At 43.3% G+C, this 17,315-nt stretch carries 16 protein-coding genes and 2 pseudogenes; 12 read left to right on the top strand and 6 right to left on the bottom strand.

All coding sequences use genetic code 11. From position 1 onward, the window contains the following. Window positions 1-99 precede the first annotated feature (99 nt). Complete coding sequence (locus AB6D80_RS21595) at window positions 100-2,043, bottom strand: methyl-accepting chemotaxis protein (protein WP_009844838.1); 1,944 nt, start codon at window positions 2,041-2,043, stop codon at window positions 100-102. A 259-nt stretch (window positions 2,044-2,302) separates the two neighbouring features. On the opposite strand from AB6D80_RS21595, the gene thiE reads away from it, so the two are divergent. Beyond that, a complete protein-coding gene (thiE, locus tag AB6D80_RS21590) occupies window positions 2,303-2,920 on the top strand; it encodes a thiamine phosphate synthase (RefSeq protein ID WP_009844839.1) in 618 nt (205 codons plus the stop codon). A 127-nt stretch (window positions 2,921-3,047) separates the two neighbouring features. On the opposite strand, the gene AB6D80_RS21585 is transcribed toward thiE, so the two are convergent. Together AB6D80_RS21585 and AB6D80_RS21580 are read right to left on the bottom strand one after the other, a co-directional pair. Further along, window positions 3,048-3,392, bottom strand: a complete 345-nt coding sequence (locus tag AB6D80_RS21585) for a thiamine-phosphate diphosphorylase (RefSeq protein ID WP_372189568.1) — start codon at window positions 3,390-3,392, stop codon at window positions 3,048-3,050. A 418-nt stretch (window positions 3,393-3,810) separates the two neighbouring features. Next, window positions 3,811-4,713 (bottom strand): LysR family transcriptional regulator, encoded by a 903-nt coding sequence (locus AB6D80_RS21580; protein WP_017101519.1) that lies wholly within the window; start codon window positions 4,711-4,713, stop codon window positions 3,811-3,813. Window positions 4,714-4,851: 138 nt separating this feature from the next. On the opposite strand from AB6D80_RS21580, the gene AB6D80_RS21575 reads away from it, so the two are divergent. Further along, window positions 4,852-5,289, top strand: coding sequence for a PACE efflux transporter (locus AB6D80_RS21575; protein ID WP_372189565.1), 438 nt, complete (start codon window positions 4,852-4,854; stop codon window positions 5,287-5,289). Between the two features lie 195 nt (window positions 5,290-5,484). Here AB6D80_RS21575 and AB6D80_RS21570 read toward each other — a convergent pair whose 3' ends face one another. Further along, window positions 5,485-5,952 carry a hypothetical protein gene (locus AB6D80_RS21570; protein WP_012600934.1) on the bottom strand — a complete coding sequence of 156 codons (468 nt, stop codon included), beginning with the start codon at window positions 5,950-5,952 and terminating at the stop codon, window positions 5,485-5,487. Window positions 5,953-6,240: 288 nt separating this feature from the next. Next, window positions 6,241-7,236, bottom strand: a complete 996-nt coding sequence (locus AB6D80_RS21565; protein WP_371703856.1) for a helix-turn-helix domain-containing protein — start codon at window positions 7,234-7,236, stop codon at window positions 6,241-6,243. Window positions 7,237-7,281: 45 nt separating this feature from the next. Between AB6D80_RS21565 and AB6D80_RS21560 the strand changes: the two are divergent. The 5 genes and pseudogenes from AB6D80_RS21560 to AB6D80_RS21540 all read left to right on the top strand — a co-directional run. Beyond that, window positions 7,282-7,905 (top strand): annotated as a pseudogene (locus AB6D80_RS21560) (HlyD family secretion protein); the annotation flags it as partial. Beyond that, window positions 7,895-8,914, top strand: coding sequence for a DUF2955 domain-containing protein (locus AB6D80_RS21555; protein ID WP_372189563.1), 1,020 nt, complete (start codon window positions 7,895-7,897; stop codon window positions 8,912-8,914). The pseudogene AB6D80_RS21560 and the gene AB6D80_RS21555, both read left to right, overlap by 11 nt. 22 nt (window positions 8,915-8,936) lie before the next feature. Beyond that, window positions 8,937-10,037, top strand: coding sequence for an AI-2E family transporter (locus AB6D80_RS21550; protein WP_017096361.1), 1,101 nt, complete (start codon window positions 8,937-8,939; stop codon window positions 10,035-10,037). Continuing rightward, window positions 10,038-10,694 (top strand): potassium channel family protein, encoded by a 657-nt coding sequence (locus AB6D80_RS21545; RefSeq protein ID WP_017096360.1) that lies wholly within the window; start codon window positions 10,038-10,040, stop codon window positions 10,692-10,694. A 252-nt stretch (window positions 10,695-10,946) separates the two neighbouring features. Next, window positions 10,947-11,540 (top strand): hypothetical protein, encoded by a 594-nt coding sequence (locus AB6D80_RS21540; RefSeq protein WP_122047456.1) that lies wholly within the window; start codon window positions 10,947-10,949, stop codon window positions 11,538-11,540. 239 nt (window positions 11,541-11,779) lie between these two features. Here AB6D80_RS21540 and AB6D80_RS21535 read toward each other — a convergent pair whose 3' ends face one another. Continuing rightward, window positions 11,780-11,989, bottom strand: coding sequence for a hypothetical protein (locus AB6D80_RS21535; RefSeq protein ID WP_004731601.1), 210 nt, complete (start codon window positions 11,987-11,989; stop codon window positions 11,780-11,782). 949 nt (window positions 11,990-12,938) lie between these two features. Between AB6D80_RS21535 and AB6D80_RS21530 the strand changes: the two genes are divergently transcribed. The 5 genes and pseudogenes from AB6D80_RS21530 to AB6D80_RS21510 all read left to right on the top strand — a co-directional run. Then, a complete protein-coding gene (locus tag AB6D80_RS21530) occupies window positions 12,939-13,871 on the top strand; it encodes a siderophore ABC transporter substrate-binding protein (protein WP_371996082.1) in 933 nt (310 codons plus the stop codon). Between the two features lie 99 nt (window positions 13,872-13,970). Then, window positions 13,971-14,924, top strand: coding sequence for an ABC transporter permease (locus AB6D80_RS21525; protein WP_371707288.1), 954 nt, complete (start codon window positions 13,971-13,973; stop codon window positions 14,922-14,924). Continuing rightward, complete coding sequence (locus tag AB6D80_RS21520; RefSeq protein WP_371707289.1) at window positions 14,917-15,867, top strand: iron chelate uptake ABC transporter family permease subunit; 951 nt, start codon at window positions 14,917-14,919, stop codon at window positions 15,865-15,867. The genes AB6D80_RS21525 and AB6D80_RS21520 overlap by 8 nt, the downstream gene beginning before the upstream one ends. 12 nt (window positions 15,868-15,879) lie before the next feature. Further along, complete coding sequence (locus AB6D80_RS21515; RefSeq protein WP_102257601.1) at window positions 15,880-16,644, top strand: ABC transporter ATP-binding protein; 765 nt, start codon at window positions 15,880-15,882, stop codon at window positions 16,642-16,644. 319 nt (window positions 16,645-16,963) lie between these two features. Then, window positions 16,964-17,263 (top strand): annotated as a pseudogene (locus tag AB6D80_RS21510) (response regulator); the annotation flags it as partial. Window positions 17,264-17,315: the final 52 nt, after the last annotated feature.

Below are 17,315 nucleotides of genomic sequence, written 5' to 3'. Positions count from 1 at the left end.
ATCACTTACTACCGTTTTTGTTTTAAGTTCCCGCTAATCCGCGATGAACCTTTTTATTCTTGGTTCGGAACCGTGTCAGCTGTGTTAAGGCTGGTTTCGTTAGGTTCTAAATCGATTCACTTGGTTTTCTAAGTGATGAGCAACTTCGGTTAAGTCGCTCGCTGCGCCAGAAATACTGCTTACAGACTCTTGGTTGCTCTGCGCGATGGCATTGGCACCTTGCGCGTTTTCACCCAACGACTTGGTTAAGCAATCTTGCTCGTCGACAGATACTGCGATCTGGCTATTGGCTTGGTTCAGATCTTGAATGTGTTGGTTGATCACATGTAAGTTCTGAGAAGCTTGCTGTGCCTGAGTTGAAGCATCTGAAACCGTGCTGTGGCTCTCTTTGATCGACTCTAACGCATCTTTAGCGCCACGTTGCAGTGAGGTGATGAGTTCATCAATCTGGCTTGCAGAATCTTGGGTGCGCTTAGCGAGCGTTCTTACTTCATCGGCTACCACGGCAAATCCACGACCTTGTTCACCTGCGCGAGCGGCTTCGATAGCCGCATTCAATGCCAACAGGTTGGTTTGCTCAGAAACGCCTTTGATTACTTCAAGAATGGCGCCAATGTTCATCGACTCTTTGTGTAGGTCCGTCACTTTCTGGCTGCTGACCTGCATGCTTTCATCGGCGCTGCCAATTTCATGTAGTGTTTTGTCTACTTCTTTCAGGCCCATCGCCACATTCTCGGTTGCTTGGTTTGCAACTTGAGACGCGTGGTTAGCACTTGCAGCAATTTCTGATGTGCTCGAAGCCAATTGATCAACGGCAGAAGAGATATTGGTCATCTCATTGTTCAACTGTGTTGCGTTGGTCGAGCTGTTATTGGTCACTTGATTCAGCGACTCCGACATCTCACCAATACGTACACTAGAGCGGTTCACTTGACCAACAATATCGCGCAGAGATTCAATGGTGATCTCCATGTTGGTTAGCAGTTCACCGATCTCGTTCTTGCTTTCGATGTTCACTTCAACATTTAAGTTGCCTTGAGAAAGCTCATTGGTGATCTGTTTAACCTGTGCGATGCCTTTGGTAATAGAACGAGTCACCAACACAGCGCTCGTCATGCCAATCACCAAAGCCACACCCGTTAGCAAGAAGATGATTTGAACTGAACGTTTTTCACTGGCTTGCAGTTCTGGCGTTAATGCTTGTTTCTGTTGCTCTAGAATACGTTGAGCATCCGCGACCGCAATAGCCAAGCTGTCACCAATCGAGGCAAGAGTCGCAGTTCTTTGCGTGTTCTCAATCATCTGCTGATGAACTTGTTCAAAGCCTTTTGCATACGCTTCGCGCTGGTTAGAGAAATCTTCAATCAACTCGCTTTGGTAAGGGGATGATTTAAGAGACTCAATGTCGCCTTCAATACCCGGCAACGCGTATTCAAAGATATCTTTACCCGCTTCATAGGTTTTTAGGTCGTTGTTGTTTGAGTAACTCAGTACAGTGATCTTGGCTGCGAGGAAGTTCTCCATCAACATACCCGCGTATAAGCTCGCGTTTGGATCATTGTTGTTGTACGACTCATACAACAAGCTTTGCGCGGCTTTGAGGGCGTTGGTTTCTCGTTTGACCATCTCGACATTCACCAATTGGTCGATGAGCAGCTGGCTCTGTTTCATTGATCCATAAGCCGTGTCAAATGCCGCCACGCTGTCTTGCACTAATTGCAGGCTAGCTAGGCTATCGGTTTTGGTGGTGGTTTGGATTAAGTTGTTGAGCAGTTCATCAATCGCGAGTTTGCTTGATTGATAATTCGTTTCGTATTGCTCATCCAATGACTCTAAGTAACGTTCAGAGGCTAAGCGCATCTGCAGAAAATGCACTTGAATGTTGCCTGACAGTGTCGCTTTCTGGCTAAGTACACTGTATTGGCTAAAGCCGTTCGACAAGGTTTGGATACCTTTGTAACTCACAAAGCCTGAAATGACGAAAAAGAGCAAGCAGATGGCATAACCTAGCTTGATCTTAAATGCTATAGAAAGGTGGCGCATAACTATCCCTATATTTACCTGATTCCTTCACTGCGAAGTATTCCATAAAACAGTGTTCTGGGCAGGCTTAAGTGAATAGTTTGTGTAATAAGTAACGCTTTCGTTAAAAAATCCGGTTTTTTAGTATCGTTTCAATGGGTTGCATATTTGTTGAAGCATGCTTAATTGAGCTAATTGTTTATTAACTTCCATGCACATGATGCAAATTGTCGGTAAAATAGTAGAAACGCAATTTAGACTCCGACTCCAAAGGCACGATATGAACCCTTATAAGCTCTACTTGGTTACTGATGACCAGCAAGATCTTGAAACGCTTAAGTTTGTCGTTGAACAAGCAATCGCTGGTGGTGTCACTATGGTTCAAGTAAGAGAGAAGCATGGAGATGTCAGAGCTTTTATTGAACGTGCGCAGGCCGTTAAGTCGATTTTGGCTGGCTCTGGTGTCCCGATGATCATTAACGATCGGGTAGACGTTACGTTGGCTGTGGATGCTGACGGCTTACATTTAGGACAGTCTGATATGCCTGCTGAGTTAGCACGTCAGTTGATTGGCCCAGACAAGATTCTTGGTTTGTCGATTGAAACTGAACAACAGCTTCGAGAAGCCGATAGTTTGCCTATTGATTACATTGGCCTCAGTGCGCTTTTTGCCACACCGACCAAGACGAATCTTAAGAAACATTGGGGTTATGACGGCATTAAAATGGCGTTGGAGACAACGAAGTTACCGATTGTCGGTATTGGTGGAATTAACGAATCGAACATCCCGCAGTTAGTTGAGAGCGGCATTCATGGGTTAGCACTGGTATCTGCGATATGTCACGCTGAAGATCCAAAACAAGCGACGCAGGATCTGTTGGCTCTAATGGGGGAGTGAAGGGGTATCGGCTAGAAAACAAATGAGGTTAACCATTTGTTTTCTAGTTAAACAACAGGCTCATAGAAAGGCTAAATTGGCCTATCGCTTGAGCTTTTAAGACAATTTATTGAATACACAGTTTTGTTTACTGAGCGCATAAAGCAACAGTACCGATGATCATAAGAACGATCGCGGCATACCAGCCGTATTGTGCGGTCTTATCAGTAACAAACACCTTAATGTAGTTAAGTTCTTCATGCGCCATTGCAATGAAGTCCGTGTAGTTAATCGATAACTCGCGGCTCGCTTCTTTCAAGTCTTGCTGAAGTTTGTTGAAAGCCTCATCGATGAAGCCTTTTGTTTCTGAAACAGACGGAGTAGCAACCAAAGTTAAGCTATTCCAAACTGCCATACGCGATTCATACTCGCTTTCACTGACACAATTAAGTACGCGTAAATCATACTCTCGTTTGTTACGCTCTTTGCCCATTTTCTCAGGGCAAATATTTCTTAAAACGTTCACGACAAATTTTCCAAAAGGTTCATTTAGATATAAAAAAGCACTCGAAGAGGGCTCATAAACTGGGTGCGAATCAATATTCAAAAGTGATCTATTTGAAGCTTTCACAAGTGGTTGCAGGGCAGGGGCACTTATGTGGGAGATTTGAAGTTGGGTCAGTGGTGTTAAAGAGCGATTTGGTTTTGTCGATATCAGTTTGATAAGACAACCCCCTTGGGATCGCATACTAGTTATGTCACTTTGGGATATCAACTAGGGTGTTTTATCCACACGACAAAGAAAATTATCGGCACAAAAAGTGGAAATGAGGTAGTGCTGGAGAAAACACCACCGTCATTGATTTAGGATTCAGTTGCTAAAATAGGCTGAACTCAAGGATTGGGGAAGATTAGTTGGCTTGCCACTGATTGTTCTCTAATGAGTGGCCTTTTAGTTTTTCAAGTAAACTTGTTAACACTGGGCCATTGATATGACTGCGAGACACTAAGCAACCCACTGGAGTAATCCAACCACCATGCTCGTGTGCCACTGGCAGTGCTACGAGATCACCTTTCTGAATCCCTTCCATCACCATCATTTCAGGCACATTTGCCCACCCTACGTTCTGTTCAACGAGATCGATGATCGTTTTGTGGTTGTTGGCATACCAAATCATGGAGCTGATGCCATAGGTGAACCACAATTCGCGCTGCTTAGAACTACGATGCACACATTGGCGGTAGCGCTTTAGGTCTGAGTCTTGAACGACGGGCATTTGGCTCAGCTCGTGAGTGGCGGAGCTAACTGTAAGAAAACGTGCTTGACCCAGTAAGAAGAAGTCCATATCTACTTTAAGTTCACCATCCGCATAGATGATGCCAATCTGTGCTTTGCCGCGTCTGACTAAGTCTTCAACATCGAAGGTTGAGGTGGTAATAATATCGAAATGTGTGATTGGAAACTGATCGGCTAGTGAGCTGATTATCTTAATGAAATTCTTATCTATGATGCTCTCATCAATGGCAATGATCAGTTCGTGTTCATCTTCATGTGTCAGCGATTCTACTTTTTGGTCGAAGTACTTTTGTTGGTCGAGAATCGACTTAGCGACAGGCAATAAGGCTTTACCTGTGTTGGTCAAAACAGGGATGTTTTTCTCGCGGTTAAACAGCTCTTGGTCGATAGCTATTTCTAGGTTGGCGATCGATTGGCTGACACCAGACTGAGCGCGTTTCAGCTTGCGTGCTGCAGCAGAAAAAGAGCCACTTTCACACACGGTGACGAAGACTTTTAATTGCTCAAAACTGTACATGTTACCTCTCGCTCAATACCAAATGGGATGATAATGCTCAGGCTATCACTAATCGTGATGGCTGTTAACTTTCTCTTATTATTTTCGATGACATAATCCGAGCTAATCCAACACATACTAGATTATTTAGAGGAATGTATGAGTACGTTAGAAAGAGTGTTCCACTCAGTGTTATTCGAAGTTTTGGCCGTAACACTTTCAATTATGGGGTTGGCGATATTTACCGATCATGATGTGAATGCCTTATCAGGAACCATGATAGTTGTTGCGACAATCGCTATGATTTGGAATTACTGTTTTAACCGCATTTTTGATCGCTACTTTACGGGTGAAAAATCTCAGCGTTCACTTAAGCTGAGAATATTCCATGTGGTTTTGTTTGAAGCAGGCTTGTTGATAGCGACGATCCCAGTGATGGCTTTCTTGCTTAATGTGGGGATTTGGCCGGCATTTTTAATGGATATCGGCGTGACCATTTTTATTACCATTTACGCGTTTGTGTTTAATCTGATTTATGATCACGTGAGATCGTTCTTGGTACGCAGATCTTTCGCGGTTAAATTTGGAGCGAGCTAAAAGTGGTCTTAATCCTGGCGAGGGAGAAATAACCTCGTCATTCTAAGCTCATCTCCGTCAACACTCCCTCAAAAAAGCGCAAAACGCTTTTAACCGATCCTTCGGAAAGCGTTTTGCTTTTTAGTGATGCAACGTTATCGGCTTCCCGAGTAGCCCACTTATTGTTTGCAGTTCACTTGAAAATCGATAGAGCGCTTAGGCTTTTTCGGTTTTCTGCGTGTCATCCAATGCAAAGTAGATTTTAGAAACAATCACTTCGGCAACCAGAATGGTAAATACCACTGCAAAGAAGGCGACGACACCGTTCCAAGGCCCCGTGAAATCCACTTTGTCACCAAATAGAATGTTGATGGCTTCTAGCATCACGAATTTTGAACCGACGAGAATCACATAGCTCGACAGGCCTCTGTAGATCTTAGGGGCAGTGCCGGGTTTCGACTTGAAGTAATCCGCGAGCTTATGTTCTAAGCCGATGGATAACTTGAGCAACAGCTGTAGCAAAATCGCAGCAGCAAATGAGATGGTGAAAGACTCGATATTGACGAAATCCCAATATTCATCAAAAAAATTGAGAACGGTTAAATCAACGAGTACGGCGAGTGTGTAACCGACAAAGAGCCGTTGGGGCGTATTAAATCCATATACTTTTTCTATATTGCTCATCTACATCTTCCTGAGTAAGGGGTATAAAAAACTTAGGAGATAAACTTATAACTTTCAAACGCTTATTATTTTATATGCGAAACAGCTCTTAAAGTGGGTGTGGCGCATTATGGTAAGTATCTCTGTCGAGATTGATCCAAGATGGTACTTCGACTTAAAGAGGAGTAAGTATGATTATTTATTTTAGGGTACAAGACGTAGAGGAGCTTTGGGGCGCGATAGATCTAGCGACACTCTTACAAATGGAACTGAGAGGGAGGCCAGATTGTACTTAGTCCAAAACTACACTTAGTCCAAAATTGAACGTTGGTAAATCTTCGGCGTAAGACCAGACACACGCTTAAACGCACGAGAAAAATGAGAGATGTTGGTGTAGCCGAGTTGGCTAGAGATGTAGGTCAGCGTATGGCCCTCTTCCATCAGTTCGCAAGCTACCGAAAACATCAGGTTCTCTTTGATTTTTCGATAAGTGGTGTTTTCGTTCTTGAGTTTGCGTTGGAACGTTCGCACCGAAAAGTTGAGTAACTCAGCGGCTTCTTCGAGAGAGAGATCTTGTTCTTTCATGTACGGCTTTAGAAGCTCATAAACGCTATCGGTAAAGCTGGTATGCCACTCAATAAGTGTCGGTTTAGCACTGAGTTCTTTAGAGGTTAGGCTAATTGGGAGTTGTAAGATTTCTTCAGGAATAAGTACAGCCGTCGACGACTGATCAACAAACAGTTGGCAGCTACTTGGCACCAGTGTTTTGACGACATCGATGTCATGTCCTTGTAGACGCACCTTATTAGGTAACCATGGCGATTGGGATAAAATGGTTATTAATTCAATGATATATGTAATCGCAAAAGCTTCTCCCCATTGAAACATAGGGGAATTGTCTTCCGGGGCGGTTCGACAAAACCAGCTCTGACCGTGTTCTTGAATAAACTCGACCTTGCTCCCTGGGGAGTCGTAGGCAAAGATTGAATTGATCTGTTTTAGTGCATCACCAATGGTTTCGAATTCGGTAAATTGATGCAAGACATTTGGGATGATTCGACGTCGAAATGCGAGTCCAAGAATATCGGTGAACCGAGATACGCCGAGTTGTGCAGATGTAAGATAAATCAAACGCTTAATGGATTCCGATGGCACAAAATCACTTTCTGATTCGATAAGGTCGGGTGGTAAACCGGAATCTTTAAGCAACAGATGTAAATCAAGGCCATAGTCAGAAAATACCTGAACCAGAATTTTAGCGTAGTTCGTTTGAATTACCGGGACTTGGTAGTGACTAGAGGTCATTGGAATACAATCCTGTATATATTGTTGCATTATTAGACGTGCATATCATTTGCAACGTCTCGAGCGGCGGTTGTCAATGCAGGAGCTGACCTTGACCGTGCTAAGAAACAAATGGGTAAAGAAGGTCAGGAAAACAGCCAAGTGAAAGCGGCGTTGTTAGCACTTGAACAGGCACAGTTGAACCTAGAGCGCACCGTGATTACAGCACCGACACAAGGTGGCGTTTCTAACTTTAGCCTTTCTGAGGGTTTTTACGCATCAGCAGGTCAACCGATCATGACTTTTGTTTCGACGGAAGATATCTGGATTGAAGCTTATTATCGTGAAAATAGCCTTGGTAACGTAACCGTCGGTGATGAAGTGGAAGTGGCATTGGATTTCGCTCCAGGACAAATCGTGAAAGGGCGAGTGAGTAGCATCGATTGGGGTGTTGATTGGGGACAAAATGATCAAGCAGGTAAGCTTGCTCAAGCTAGCCAACAAACGGGTTGGTTGCGTCAAACACAGATGCTTCCTATCACTATCGAATTTGAACGAGATGAGATGCAAGGCATGCTTCGAGTGGGCGGCCAAGCGGATGTGATTGTTTATAGCGGCGACAACTTTGTGTTCAACGCGATAGGCAAAGTATGGATTCGTCTGATTAGCGTATTGTCTTATGTCCGATAAGCCGATTCCTGACCAACAAACACAGCAACGGATCCTGCGGTTTACCGTAGGGGTCACGTTGGCTGTTTTCTTGGCTGCATGGATAAACTGGCCACTTGCGTTTGTGGCGCCAGTGTTCACTGCTAAGTTCTTAATTGATAAACCAAATCTCCATAAGGAAACGGTCTACGAATTGTTATTGGCTGTTGTTGTCACCATGGGGTTAGGTTTATTGCTGTCGCGAGGAATTACCCATTACCCGATCCCACTACTGATTTTAGTGGGGCTAATGATGCTTTGGGGTTACTACTTGTTTGTCGACCCTAAATGGAATCTGTTCGCTACCATACTGTTGATTGCTGTCTTGATGTTGCCATTCATGGCGATTGATAACCCTGGCGTTTCAGTAATGCTGGCATCAGGTTTAGCGACTTCTGGTGTAGTGTCGGTGACTATTTTTGCGCTGGTTCATGTCTTCTTCCCTGAACCTAAGTCGGCGTTCTCTGGCTTCGCTGCTGCGCCACTCGAAAAGAAACAGCGTTGGTATGCGGCCTTTAGGGCGATGATTATCTCCTATCCAGTGGTGTGTTTTTTCTTTATTTTTCAAATATCTGAAGCTTTGCTGACAATGATGTTCATTGCGTTGTTATCGTTGATGATTACGTCAGAGAAGTCGATAAAGTTGAGCGCTTTTCTGGTGATAAGTAACGGTATCGGGGGATTGCTCGCGATTGCTGCTTTTTCAATCCTTTCGATTGTTCCGAATATTATCTTCTACTCTTTATTCATAGGCTTGGTCGCTATTGTGATTGCTAAGAAAATCTACACGGTTCCCGAAAAAGCACCGATTTTCGCCACTGCATTTAGTACCTTGCTAGTACTTGTCGGTAGCACATTGATGAGCTCCGGCGATATCGATAGCAACACTTTTATTCGCATATTCCAATTATTGCTAATTGGCATATATATGATTTTGGCCTCTTTATTCCTAGAAACTCGGAATTGGAAGTTTCTACAAAATCAGCATTAATTTTGTCTAACAAGGACGTCTCATGAAGTTAACCGACGATTTTTCAAAACAGGCGATAGACGCTGCCATCAAAATTGCAGCGATTGCTATGCTAGTCTACTGGTGTTTTGCGATTTTACGCCCATTCATTCTACTGGTTATTTGGGGGGCGATCATTGCGACTGCGCTCTATCCAGTTGCTGTCGCGATTTCAAATAAGACGGGAATGTCGAAAGGAAAAGCCAGCGCATTACTGAGCTTTATCGGAGTACTGTTACTGCTCATTCCTTTAGTTGCGCTCTCTTCCGGTATTTACACCAGTGCTTCGGACCTAATGACAGGGCTACAGGACGGAACCCTGTCTCTGCCGAAACCCAAAGAGTCTTTACAAGATATTCCATTCATTGGGGAGAAGGTATATTCAACCTTGGTAGCTGCCTCCAATAATATTGAAGGTACGTTCATAAAGTATGCTGACGAACTGAAACAGTTTGCGACGAAAGCTGCTTCTGTTTTAGGCTCTCTCGGCGGTGGGTTTATTCAGTTTATTATTTCTACCATCATTGCTGGCGCATTTATGAGTAACGCCGATAAGTGCCAAACGGGGGTCACTCACTTAGTGGCTCGCCTAACCGATGGTAAAGGTGAAGAGTTGGTACAGTTATCTAAATCAACGGTACGTAGTGTCGTGCAGGGTGTGATAGGTGTTGCTGTGATTCAATCCATTATGTCAGCAATTGGTTTAGTTATTGCAGGCGTTCCTGCGGCTGCGTTTTGGGCATTAGCTGTTCTGCTCATTGCAATTATTCAACTTCCGCCGATTCTTGCTTTATTACCTGCAATTATTTACATGTTCAGTGTTGAATCGACGCTAGCGGCGAGCCTGTTCTTAGTGTGGTGTATTTTGGTCAGTGGCAGTGACGCTATTTTGAAACCGATGCTATTGAGCCGCGGCTCTCATATCCCAATGTTGGTTATTCTACTGGGTGCATTGGGCGGAATGGCGATGTCAGGCATCGTTGGTCTGTTTGTTGGTGCTGTGATACTGAGTTTAAGCTATGAGCTGATGATGGCATGGCTTGGACTTGAAGAGAAAAACCAAGAAGAAACTGAGAAAAAACCAGCAGAGGCAGAGGAAAAATAGATGAAGCCAGTCTCTAAAGACGACAACTTCTACTTCTTATTCTATGCACTGTTGGTGTTGTTTTTTGGTTGCGCGGTGATGCAGCAGTTTTATCCGCAAGGTCAAAAGACCATTCTGTTTTTGATCATTATTACTTTGGCTGTTTCGATAGTGGGAATACATAAAGAGCGAGCCTTGTATCGCTCTTGGTATGGTCTGCTATTGATAACCGCTACGGTGTCGGGGGTATTCTCGTTTTTGGAGGACTATAACCTTTCGATAGTGACGTTAACGGCATTGGCGGTGTTTCTGTTCTCACATATTTATTCCGCTCTCAAACAGGTAATGAAAGCAAAGACGGTGACGCCCAATCATATTATTGGTTCTATCTGTATTTACTTGTTGTTAGGGTTCGCTTGGTCGACTATCTACTTGTTGATTTTAGAAATCTTCCCTAATGCATTTAACGGGTTAGAAGAGCAAATCTGGCTGACCAACTTGTTCAATGCGATGTACTTTAGCTTTATCACCTTGACCACGGTTGGCTATGGCGACATATCACCGGCTTTGCCTATTGCTCAATTCTTTGTGTTCATGGAGTCCATTATCGGCAGTTTCTATTTAGCCATCATGGTGGCGAGCTTGGTGAGTATCCGACTTGCGCAGTCTCAATCTTAAGTGCAATCTTTTTCATTTAAGTACCTGTATAAGTTAGAAGTCTGTTTTGTTGGAACAGGAGTAGTATGGATTTTAATCGATGATCAGTTTTACCATTTAACGCCATATGGATTAATAACTAGCCAAAAGATAACGTGTTGAGAGAAATTAAGTACGTAGCTAGATGTAACCTATCAAGTTACCGAAAAAACGAGGGTAATAGTGGTATGATCGCGGGCTCAGCACCATAAGTGATAAAGAATAGGAAACAGAATGACTCACCTTACAGAACAGCAAGAAGCCGCAATGGCGACGTTTAAAGAAAACTTACACCTGCCAAATGGTGGTTTTCATAAACTGATTATCGAGCTAAGTAAGGAATATCAGCTGCCTTTCCAAAAGGTGCGTGCGGTTTTGAAGAAAGCTCAAAAAGACGTCGAACGTCAAATACGTGAAGATTTTGCGAGTATCGATGATGGGGTTCTTAGCCAAGAGAATTGGGTGAACATTATTAAGTCGAAGCTTGTTGAGTTAGCGGAAGAAAACCAAACGGTGATGGATAAGCTGCAACAAAACCTGAAGTATCAAAAAGTGTTGTCGGCAACCGAAGGTTCAATCGCAAGTGAAGACGAACGTGACGAGTTGATTGAAGAGTTGATTCAAGCTTATGAGAAAGAGGTGTTCAAACCTTTACTGGCGATGCTGCATACAACAAAGCTGTATTGGAAGTTAATGCTGGTGGATGAGACATGTAAGATGAATGAGGAGAATCGTGAGAAATTCAGCGATTACCCTCAACACATGCAAGCTGCAGAGCACTTATATACTCTTGATCAAAAGTTAAGGTCGATGCCGTTAACTTATTAGTCCATGAATGCAATGATAATGACTCATTGGTGATTCAGAGTTTGATATAAGTTGGTTTCAATAGGAGCACGATAACCTAGCTAGCGTTAGCCGCGTGTGAAATGCAAAAAGGGCTAGGTTTCTGATCTGTTTTACTTCTACTCTATTTTGTTCTGCTAGAGCGAATTGAGGGTGACATCTTTGACTTTTTTATATCTGTCGAACTAGACGGTGTTTCTTTCTGTAGCCGATGGGAAATGCTATAGGAGTGTGAAATGTCCTAGGGTGTTTCCGTTGCCTGAAACGATAGTTCCGATGCTTTCTCGTTCATTAAATTCAAAGTCGATGAGATAACTGTGATGTTGTAGCTTGGGCAATATGTGGCGGTGGAGTATATCGCTATTGAGCTGTCGAATCTCGGTGACCCATGAAATCTCTTCTTTGTGTAAGTCTATTTTAATCTTGAGCATTTATTACCTTTTAGTTTATTGACTGTTTTTTCGCGTGATAGTTGGTACCAATGGGTTTGTCGTGTTGTTCTGCGTGACATAACTGTGCCTTGTGTTTATTACATTTGTATTTAAGTGATCGATCTATTCTGACTTCGCTGATAAAAGAGCGAATGACGAGAGATCGGTAGTAGGATCGAATTTAAAAGCTATTGAATGACTATCTGGGTGAAAGCTGACGCAGAGATGGTGTAACGAGGGAATCGAGAACTGTCTATGTGGAACTTGGACTTACTTTAGCATTAACAGCTCTATAGATTAGAGCCAGGTGGCGAACTATACGCCTAGTTTTTTAAATTACAACCCTATTTCTAATTAAATTTAAAAATATTTTTGAATGATTTGCCGTCGCTTATTGATAGTTAAATGAACGAAGGACAGGGGATTGACCAAGGTATCTGACTGAGGCTCTGTTTTGCACCGCTTCGTATTCTTTGTCATTGGTGGTTTTAATTGAGGTATTAATTTAGTGGTGGTTAAGTGTCTGTTATACTTGGTCTTTACATTGTAAATTGCAATTTGTGACTCTGAGGTTTAGCGTTGTAATTAGGAGGTTTAGCGTTGTAATTACAGGGTTTTCGGACATTTTCCCCCATCAGGTTTTTTCTTCAGATTGATGATCATTTTCCTCTTCGCGCTTTTTGCTATTTTTGATTCCTAATATATCTCCCGACTACGCAAAACATGAATACTCACTTTTACATTTCTGAATAATAAAGTTGTTGTGTCGCTAATTTAACGCAAATATAATTGATAATAGTTCTCACTTGCGTTACAGGTTTGTTGTCAAAGCAATGACAGACTTTAAATTATCGTTATTTAGCCGTTGTGTACGCCCCATGCTCATCTATGAGTAATGTGACTTTTATTGTCATGAGTGGTGGTTTGTATCCTTGGCAAAGGAAGACACATGAAGAAAACAATCAATTCAGTTCGTCAGTTATTGGGTGGGCTTGCTATCGCTCTTGCATCATCATTGATAATGACCGCTCAAGCGGAAACAATCACTATTGAACACGTAAAGGGCACGGTGCAGTTTACCGAAGTACCACAGCGCGTTGTAGTACTTGGCTTTGGTAGCTTGGATGTGCTTGATCAGATTGGTATACAGCCAGTTGGCGCGCCTCACAGCCTAATGCCTGACTATCTAGCTTCGTACAAAGATACGACGGCAAATACGGGCTCATTGAGTGAACCTGATTTTGAAGCTATCTACATGCTGAAGCCTGACATCATCATTGCCGAAAACCGTATGCTTAAGGTTTACGATCAACTAGCAAAAATAGCTCCGACCATCATGTTCTCTATTGAAGGTGACAAATACTGGGCTGATGCTCAGCAAAACTGGCGCGCGCTAGGCAAGCTCTTTGGTAAGCAAGCTAAAGTAGAAGCGCTCATTAAAGAGACTCAAGCTTCTATCACGGCGGTTAACGACAAAGTCGCGTCTGACGAAACGTCAGCAATGATGCTAATGAACAACGGCAACAACATTACGATGTTCAATAAGGGCAGTCGCTTCTCAATCATCTTTGATGACTTTGGCTTTGTGGAGTCAAAGAGTGCGACAGTGGCTCCGATTAAAGGGAATCACGGCAATCTAATCTCGTTTGAATATATTGCTGACGCAAAACCTGAAGTGCTTTACGTGCTTGACCGCGAAAAAGCGATCGGTAAGTCAGAAGGGCGCGCACAACAGCTGTTTGACAACCCACTGGTTGCAGCAACACCTGCAGCGCAGCAAGGCAACATCGTTTACCTTGATTCAAGTGCTTGGTATCTGGTAGGTGGCGGCGTAACAGCGATTCACAGAATGCTTGGAGACATTGAACGTACGATTCAATAGTTACTAGTCATCAGATTCTCGGGCTTATAAGAGTGTTCTTATAAGCCCTTTTTCACTTTTTTATACGGTCTCCCCGATCCTACCTTTAGTATTACTTCTATGTTGAAACCCATTGCAGCTGCTGTATTTCTTGTTGTGTTATGCGTTGCGTCATTAATGATTGGAGTCGCTGAGATCAGTTTTAGCGATTTTTTCAATGGCAACCAACACGCCAACTCTATTTATGTTGTTAGTCGGATCCCTCGACTGTTCGCGATTGTGCTTGCCGGTGCCGGCTTGAGTGTTGCTGGCTTGATAATGCAACAGATTGTTCAGAATAAGTTTGCTGCACCTTCTACGATGGGCACGATTGATTGCGCCATGTTGGGGTACATCGTCGGTATTCTGGTGCTGGGTAATGCCGCTCAATGGAGCTACTTAGGCTTTATCTTTGCGTTTGCGGTGTTAGGCACTATGCTATTGGTCCGCTTTCTACAACACTTGAAGTTCAAGAATGCGGTGTTGGTACCTTTGATTGGCATCATGTATGGCAACGTTGTCTCATCTCTAACAACCTTTATCGCTTACAAATACGATTTAGTACAAACCATGTCGGCTTGGACGATGGCGAACTTTGCGAGTGTATTGCAAGGCAGCTATGAAATCCTTTACCTCGCGGTTCCTGCATGTGTGTTGGCTTATTACTTTGCGAGTCAGTTCAGTGCGGCAAGTATTGGTGAAAGCTTCGCAAAAAACATTGGCCTCAATTATCAGAAGATCGTCTTCATTGGTGTTGCATTGGTTGCTATCTGCGCCTCTTCAGTGGTGATGATCGTTGGTGTTATCCCATTTCTTGGCCTTATCGTGCCGAATATCGTGTCGTTGATGATGGGCGATAACATGAAGAAAATTCTGCCTTGGACAGCCTACTGGGGCGTGATCTTGGTATTGGCCTGCGACTTGTTGGCTCGAGTCGTTATCTTCCCTTACGAGATTCCAATTTCAATGGTAATCAGTGTCTTTGGCGGCTTGATTTTTATCTACCTGATCATGAGAGACAAGTCGAATGCGTGATTCAGTAAAAATTGCGATTCTGGCTATCGCGTCTTTGGGTATGTCGGCAGTATTTGTGGGGCAGGGACTTACGTGGGATAACTACGAGTTCTTCTTGTCTTTGCGACTACCCAAACTGCTGTCGATTGTGTTGGCTGCGGTGGCGATTTCTGCATCGTCATTGGTTTTCCAAACCATCACTAATAATCGAATTCTAACCCCATCCATCTTGGGCTTTGACAGTCTGTATATGCTGGTTCAAACGGTGCTTCTGTTTGTGTTTGGCAGTACCAGTTTCTGGGTGATTGATTCAATCGCAAACTTTTCATTGTCTGTGACTGTGATGATCTTGTTCTCGTTTGCGCTGTTCCATTTTTACTTCAAGAGCAAGCGAAACAACGTATTTACACTGTTGTTGATTGGTATTGTGTGCGGCAGCGTATTCTCAAGCTTGGCTAACTTCCTTGCGATGTTGATTGACCCGAACGAGTTTGCCGTGCTGCAAAATGTGATGTTCGCGAGCTTCAATAACGTGAAAGGCGAACTGGTTTACCTCAGCCTTATTCCACTGGGTTTGAGCTTGCTTGGCCTGTGGTTGTTAGCGCCTAAGCTTGATGTGCTTTGGCTTGGTGTTGATAACGCGACAAGCTTGGGCGTTAACACCAAGCGATTGACTCAGATTACCTTAGTGATTGTGTCAGTGATGGTCGCAGTATCGACGGCTTTGGTTGGCCCTGTGCTGTTCTTTGGTTTAATCACCGTGAGCTTAGCTCGTCAGATATTCAAATCTTATCAACATCGTGTGCTTATCATCGCGAGCAGTTTGTTAGCGGTCGTTCTATTGGTTTCAGGCCAATGGTTCATTGAAAAAGTAATGGCGTTTGAAACCACTGTGAGCGTGATCATTAACTTGGTCGGCGGTTTGTATTTTATGTTCTTGTTGTTACGCACCAGAATTCAGTAAAGGTAATAAGTAGTGATTAAATTAACAGGTTTGAGTAAGAAGTATGGCAAGACACTTGTGGTGGATGATGCCAGTGCCATGTTCCCTAAAGGGGAAGTGACTTCTATCATTGGCCCAAATGGTGCGGGTAAAAGTACTCTGCTTTCTATGGCGAGTCGCTTAACCGAAAGTGATGCGGGCGAGGTCGTTATTGGCGATAAATTACTGGCTGAATGGGATACCAAAGAGCTTGCGAAGCACCTTGCTGTGTTAAGACAATCAAACAACATCAATATGCGATTTACGATTCGTGAGTTGGTCTGTTTTGGGCGTTTTCCGCATTCTCAAGGTCGCTTGAAAGACGAAGATCATAAGATCGTCGATACAGCGCTAGAGCACCTTGGCATTACCGATATCCAAAACAGATACCTTGATGAATTGAGTGGTGGTCAGCGTCAAATGGCGTTTATCGCGATGGTTGTGGCGCAAGATACGGATTATGTGTTCTTGGATGAGCCACTAAACAACCTAGATATTAAACACTCGGTTGAAATCATGCAGACGCTACGTCGCCTAGCGCATGAGTTTAATAAGGCGGTGGTTATTGTGATTCACGACATCAACTTTGCTTCTTGTTACTCAGATAACATTGTCGCGATGAAGAGGGGCCAAGTAGTTAAGTCGGGCAAGGTCTCTGAAGTGGTTGAAAAGTCAGTGATGGAGTCGATCTACGAGATCCCATTTGAGATTCGTGAGTTCGATGGTGTTCGAATCTGTATGTATTATTCAGGTCGTTAGGTTATTGGTTCGCTAGGCTATTTGATTCTCTAATGACTTAAGTGAAAAGAGCTCCCAAGTGAGGAGCTCTTTTTGTTTTTGCCAGTTTGTATTTTGTTAATAAAAGGTCTGGATTCAAAAGTAATCTGTATAATTTCCTTTGTATTATAATGACTTAATCGACGTAATATTGACTGGTCATACTTCGACAAACGTTGGTTTGATGTCACTCGAAGATCTACTCTTCATTTTCAATAAACAATTGCTATTTTTTCTGATTAACCTCTAAAAATCGTTCTACACTATGTTTATAACTGTTTGATTTTTATACGAGGTATCAATGAGTCGTAAACCCATAGTGTTAGTCGTGGATGACACCCCAAGCAATTTGGATGTGTTGACTGCAATACTTAAAGATACCTATCAAGTCAAAGTCGCAATTAACGGTACCATTGGCATCAAGATAGCCAAGATGGTGCCTCAGCCAGACCTCATTCTCCTCGATATCATGATGCCTGATATTGACGGTTATGAAATTTGCAGACAGCTCAAAGAACAGCCCAACACCGCGCATATCCCCATTATCTTCGTTACTGCCAAAATTGGACCTGAAGCCGAAGTAAAAGGGCTCTCCTTGGGGTAATGCCGATCAGTTAAAGCCAAAGTGATCGGTTGAAGGATCCTTCCGAGCT

The organism is Vibrio sp. 10N.247.310.17, assembly GCF_041466605.1.
In the GTDB taxonomy this organism is placed as follows: Bacteria; Pseudomonadota; Gammaproteobacteria; order Enterobacterales; family Vibrionaceae; genus Vibrio; species Vibrio tasmaniensis_A.
The sequence above is the reverse complement of the archived record's forward strand: the minus strand, read 5'-3'. Positions and strand labels throughout refer to the sequence as shown.

Bases quoted from the DNA above. Each gene is read 5' to 3' on its own strand.
- AB6D80_RS21525 (WP_371707288.1), top strand. From the start codon at position 13,971: ATGTTGAAACCCATTGCAGCTGCTGTATTTCTTGTTGTGTTATGCGTT.
- AB6D80_RS21545 (WP_017096360.1), top strand. From the start codon at position 10,038: ATGAAGCCAGTCTCTAAAGACGACAACTTCTACTTCTTATTCTATGCA.
- thiE (WP_009844839.1), top strand. From the start codon at position 2,303: ATGAACCCTTATAAGCTCTACTTGGTTACTGATGACCAGCAAGATCTT.
- AB6D80_RS21595 (WP_009844838.1), bottom strand. From the start codon at position 2,043: ATGCGCCACCTTTCTATAGCATTTAAGATCAAGCTAGGTTATGCCATC.
- AB6D80_RS21530 (WP_371996082.1), top strand. From the start codon at position 12,939: ATGAAGAAAACAATCAATTCAGTTCGTCAGTTATTGGGTGGGCTTGCT.
- AB6D80_RS21580 (WP_017101519.1), bottom strand. From the start codon at position 4,713: ATGTACAGTTTTGAGCAATTAAAAGTCTTCGTCACCGTGTGTGAAAGT.
- AB6D80_RS21585 (WP_372189568.1), bottom strand. From the start codon at position 3,392: ATGGGCAAAGAGCGTAACAAACGAGAGTATGATTTACGCGTACTTAAT.
- AB6D80_RS21520 (WP_371707289.1), top strand. From the start codon at position 14,917: ATGCGTGATTCAGTAAAAATTGCGATTCTGGCTATCGCGTCTTTGGGT.
- AB6D80_RS21570 (WP_012600934.1), bottom strand. From the start codon at position 5,952: ATGAGCAATATAGAAAAAGTATATGGATTTAATACGCCCCAACGGCTC.
- AB6D80_RS21540 (WP_122047456.1), top strand. From the start codon at position 10,947: ATGACTCACCTTACAGAACAGCAAGAAGCCGCAATGGCGACGTTTAAA.
- AB6D80_RS21555 (WP_372189563.1), top strand. From the start codon at position 7,895: ATGTCCGATAAGCCGATTCCTGACCAACAAACACAGCAACGGATCCTG.
- AB6D80_RS21565 (WP_371703856.1), bottom strand. From the start codon at position 7,236: ATGACCTCTAGTCACTACCAAGTCCCGGTAATTCAAACGAACTACGCT.
- AB6D80_RS21575 (WP_372189565.1), top strand. From the start codon at position 4,852: ATGAGTACGTTAGAAAGAGTGTTCCACTCAGTGTTATTCGAAGTTTTG.
- AB6D80_RS21550 (WP_017096361.1), top strand. From the start codon at position 8,937: ATGAAGTTAACCGACGATTTTTCAAAACAGGCGATAGACGCTGCCATC.
- AB6D80_RS21535 (WP_004731601.1), bottom strand. From the start codon at position 11,989: ATGCTCAAGATTAAAATAGACTTACACAAAGAAGAGATTTCATGGGTC.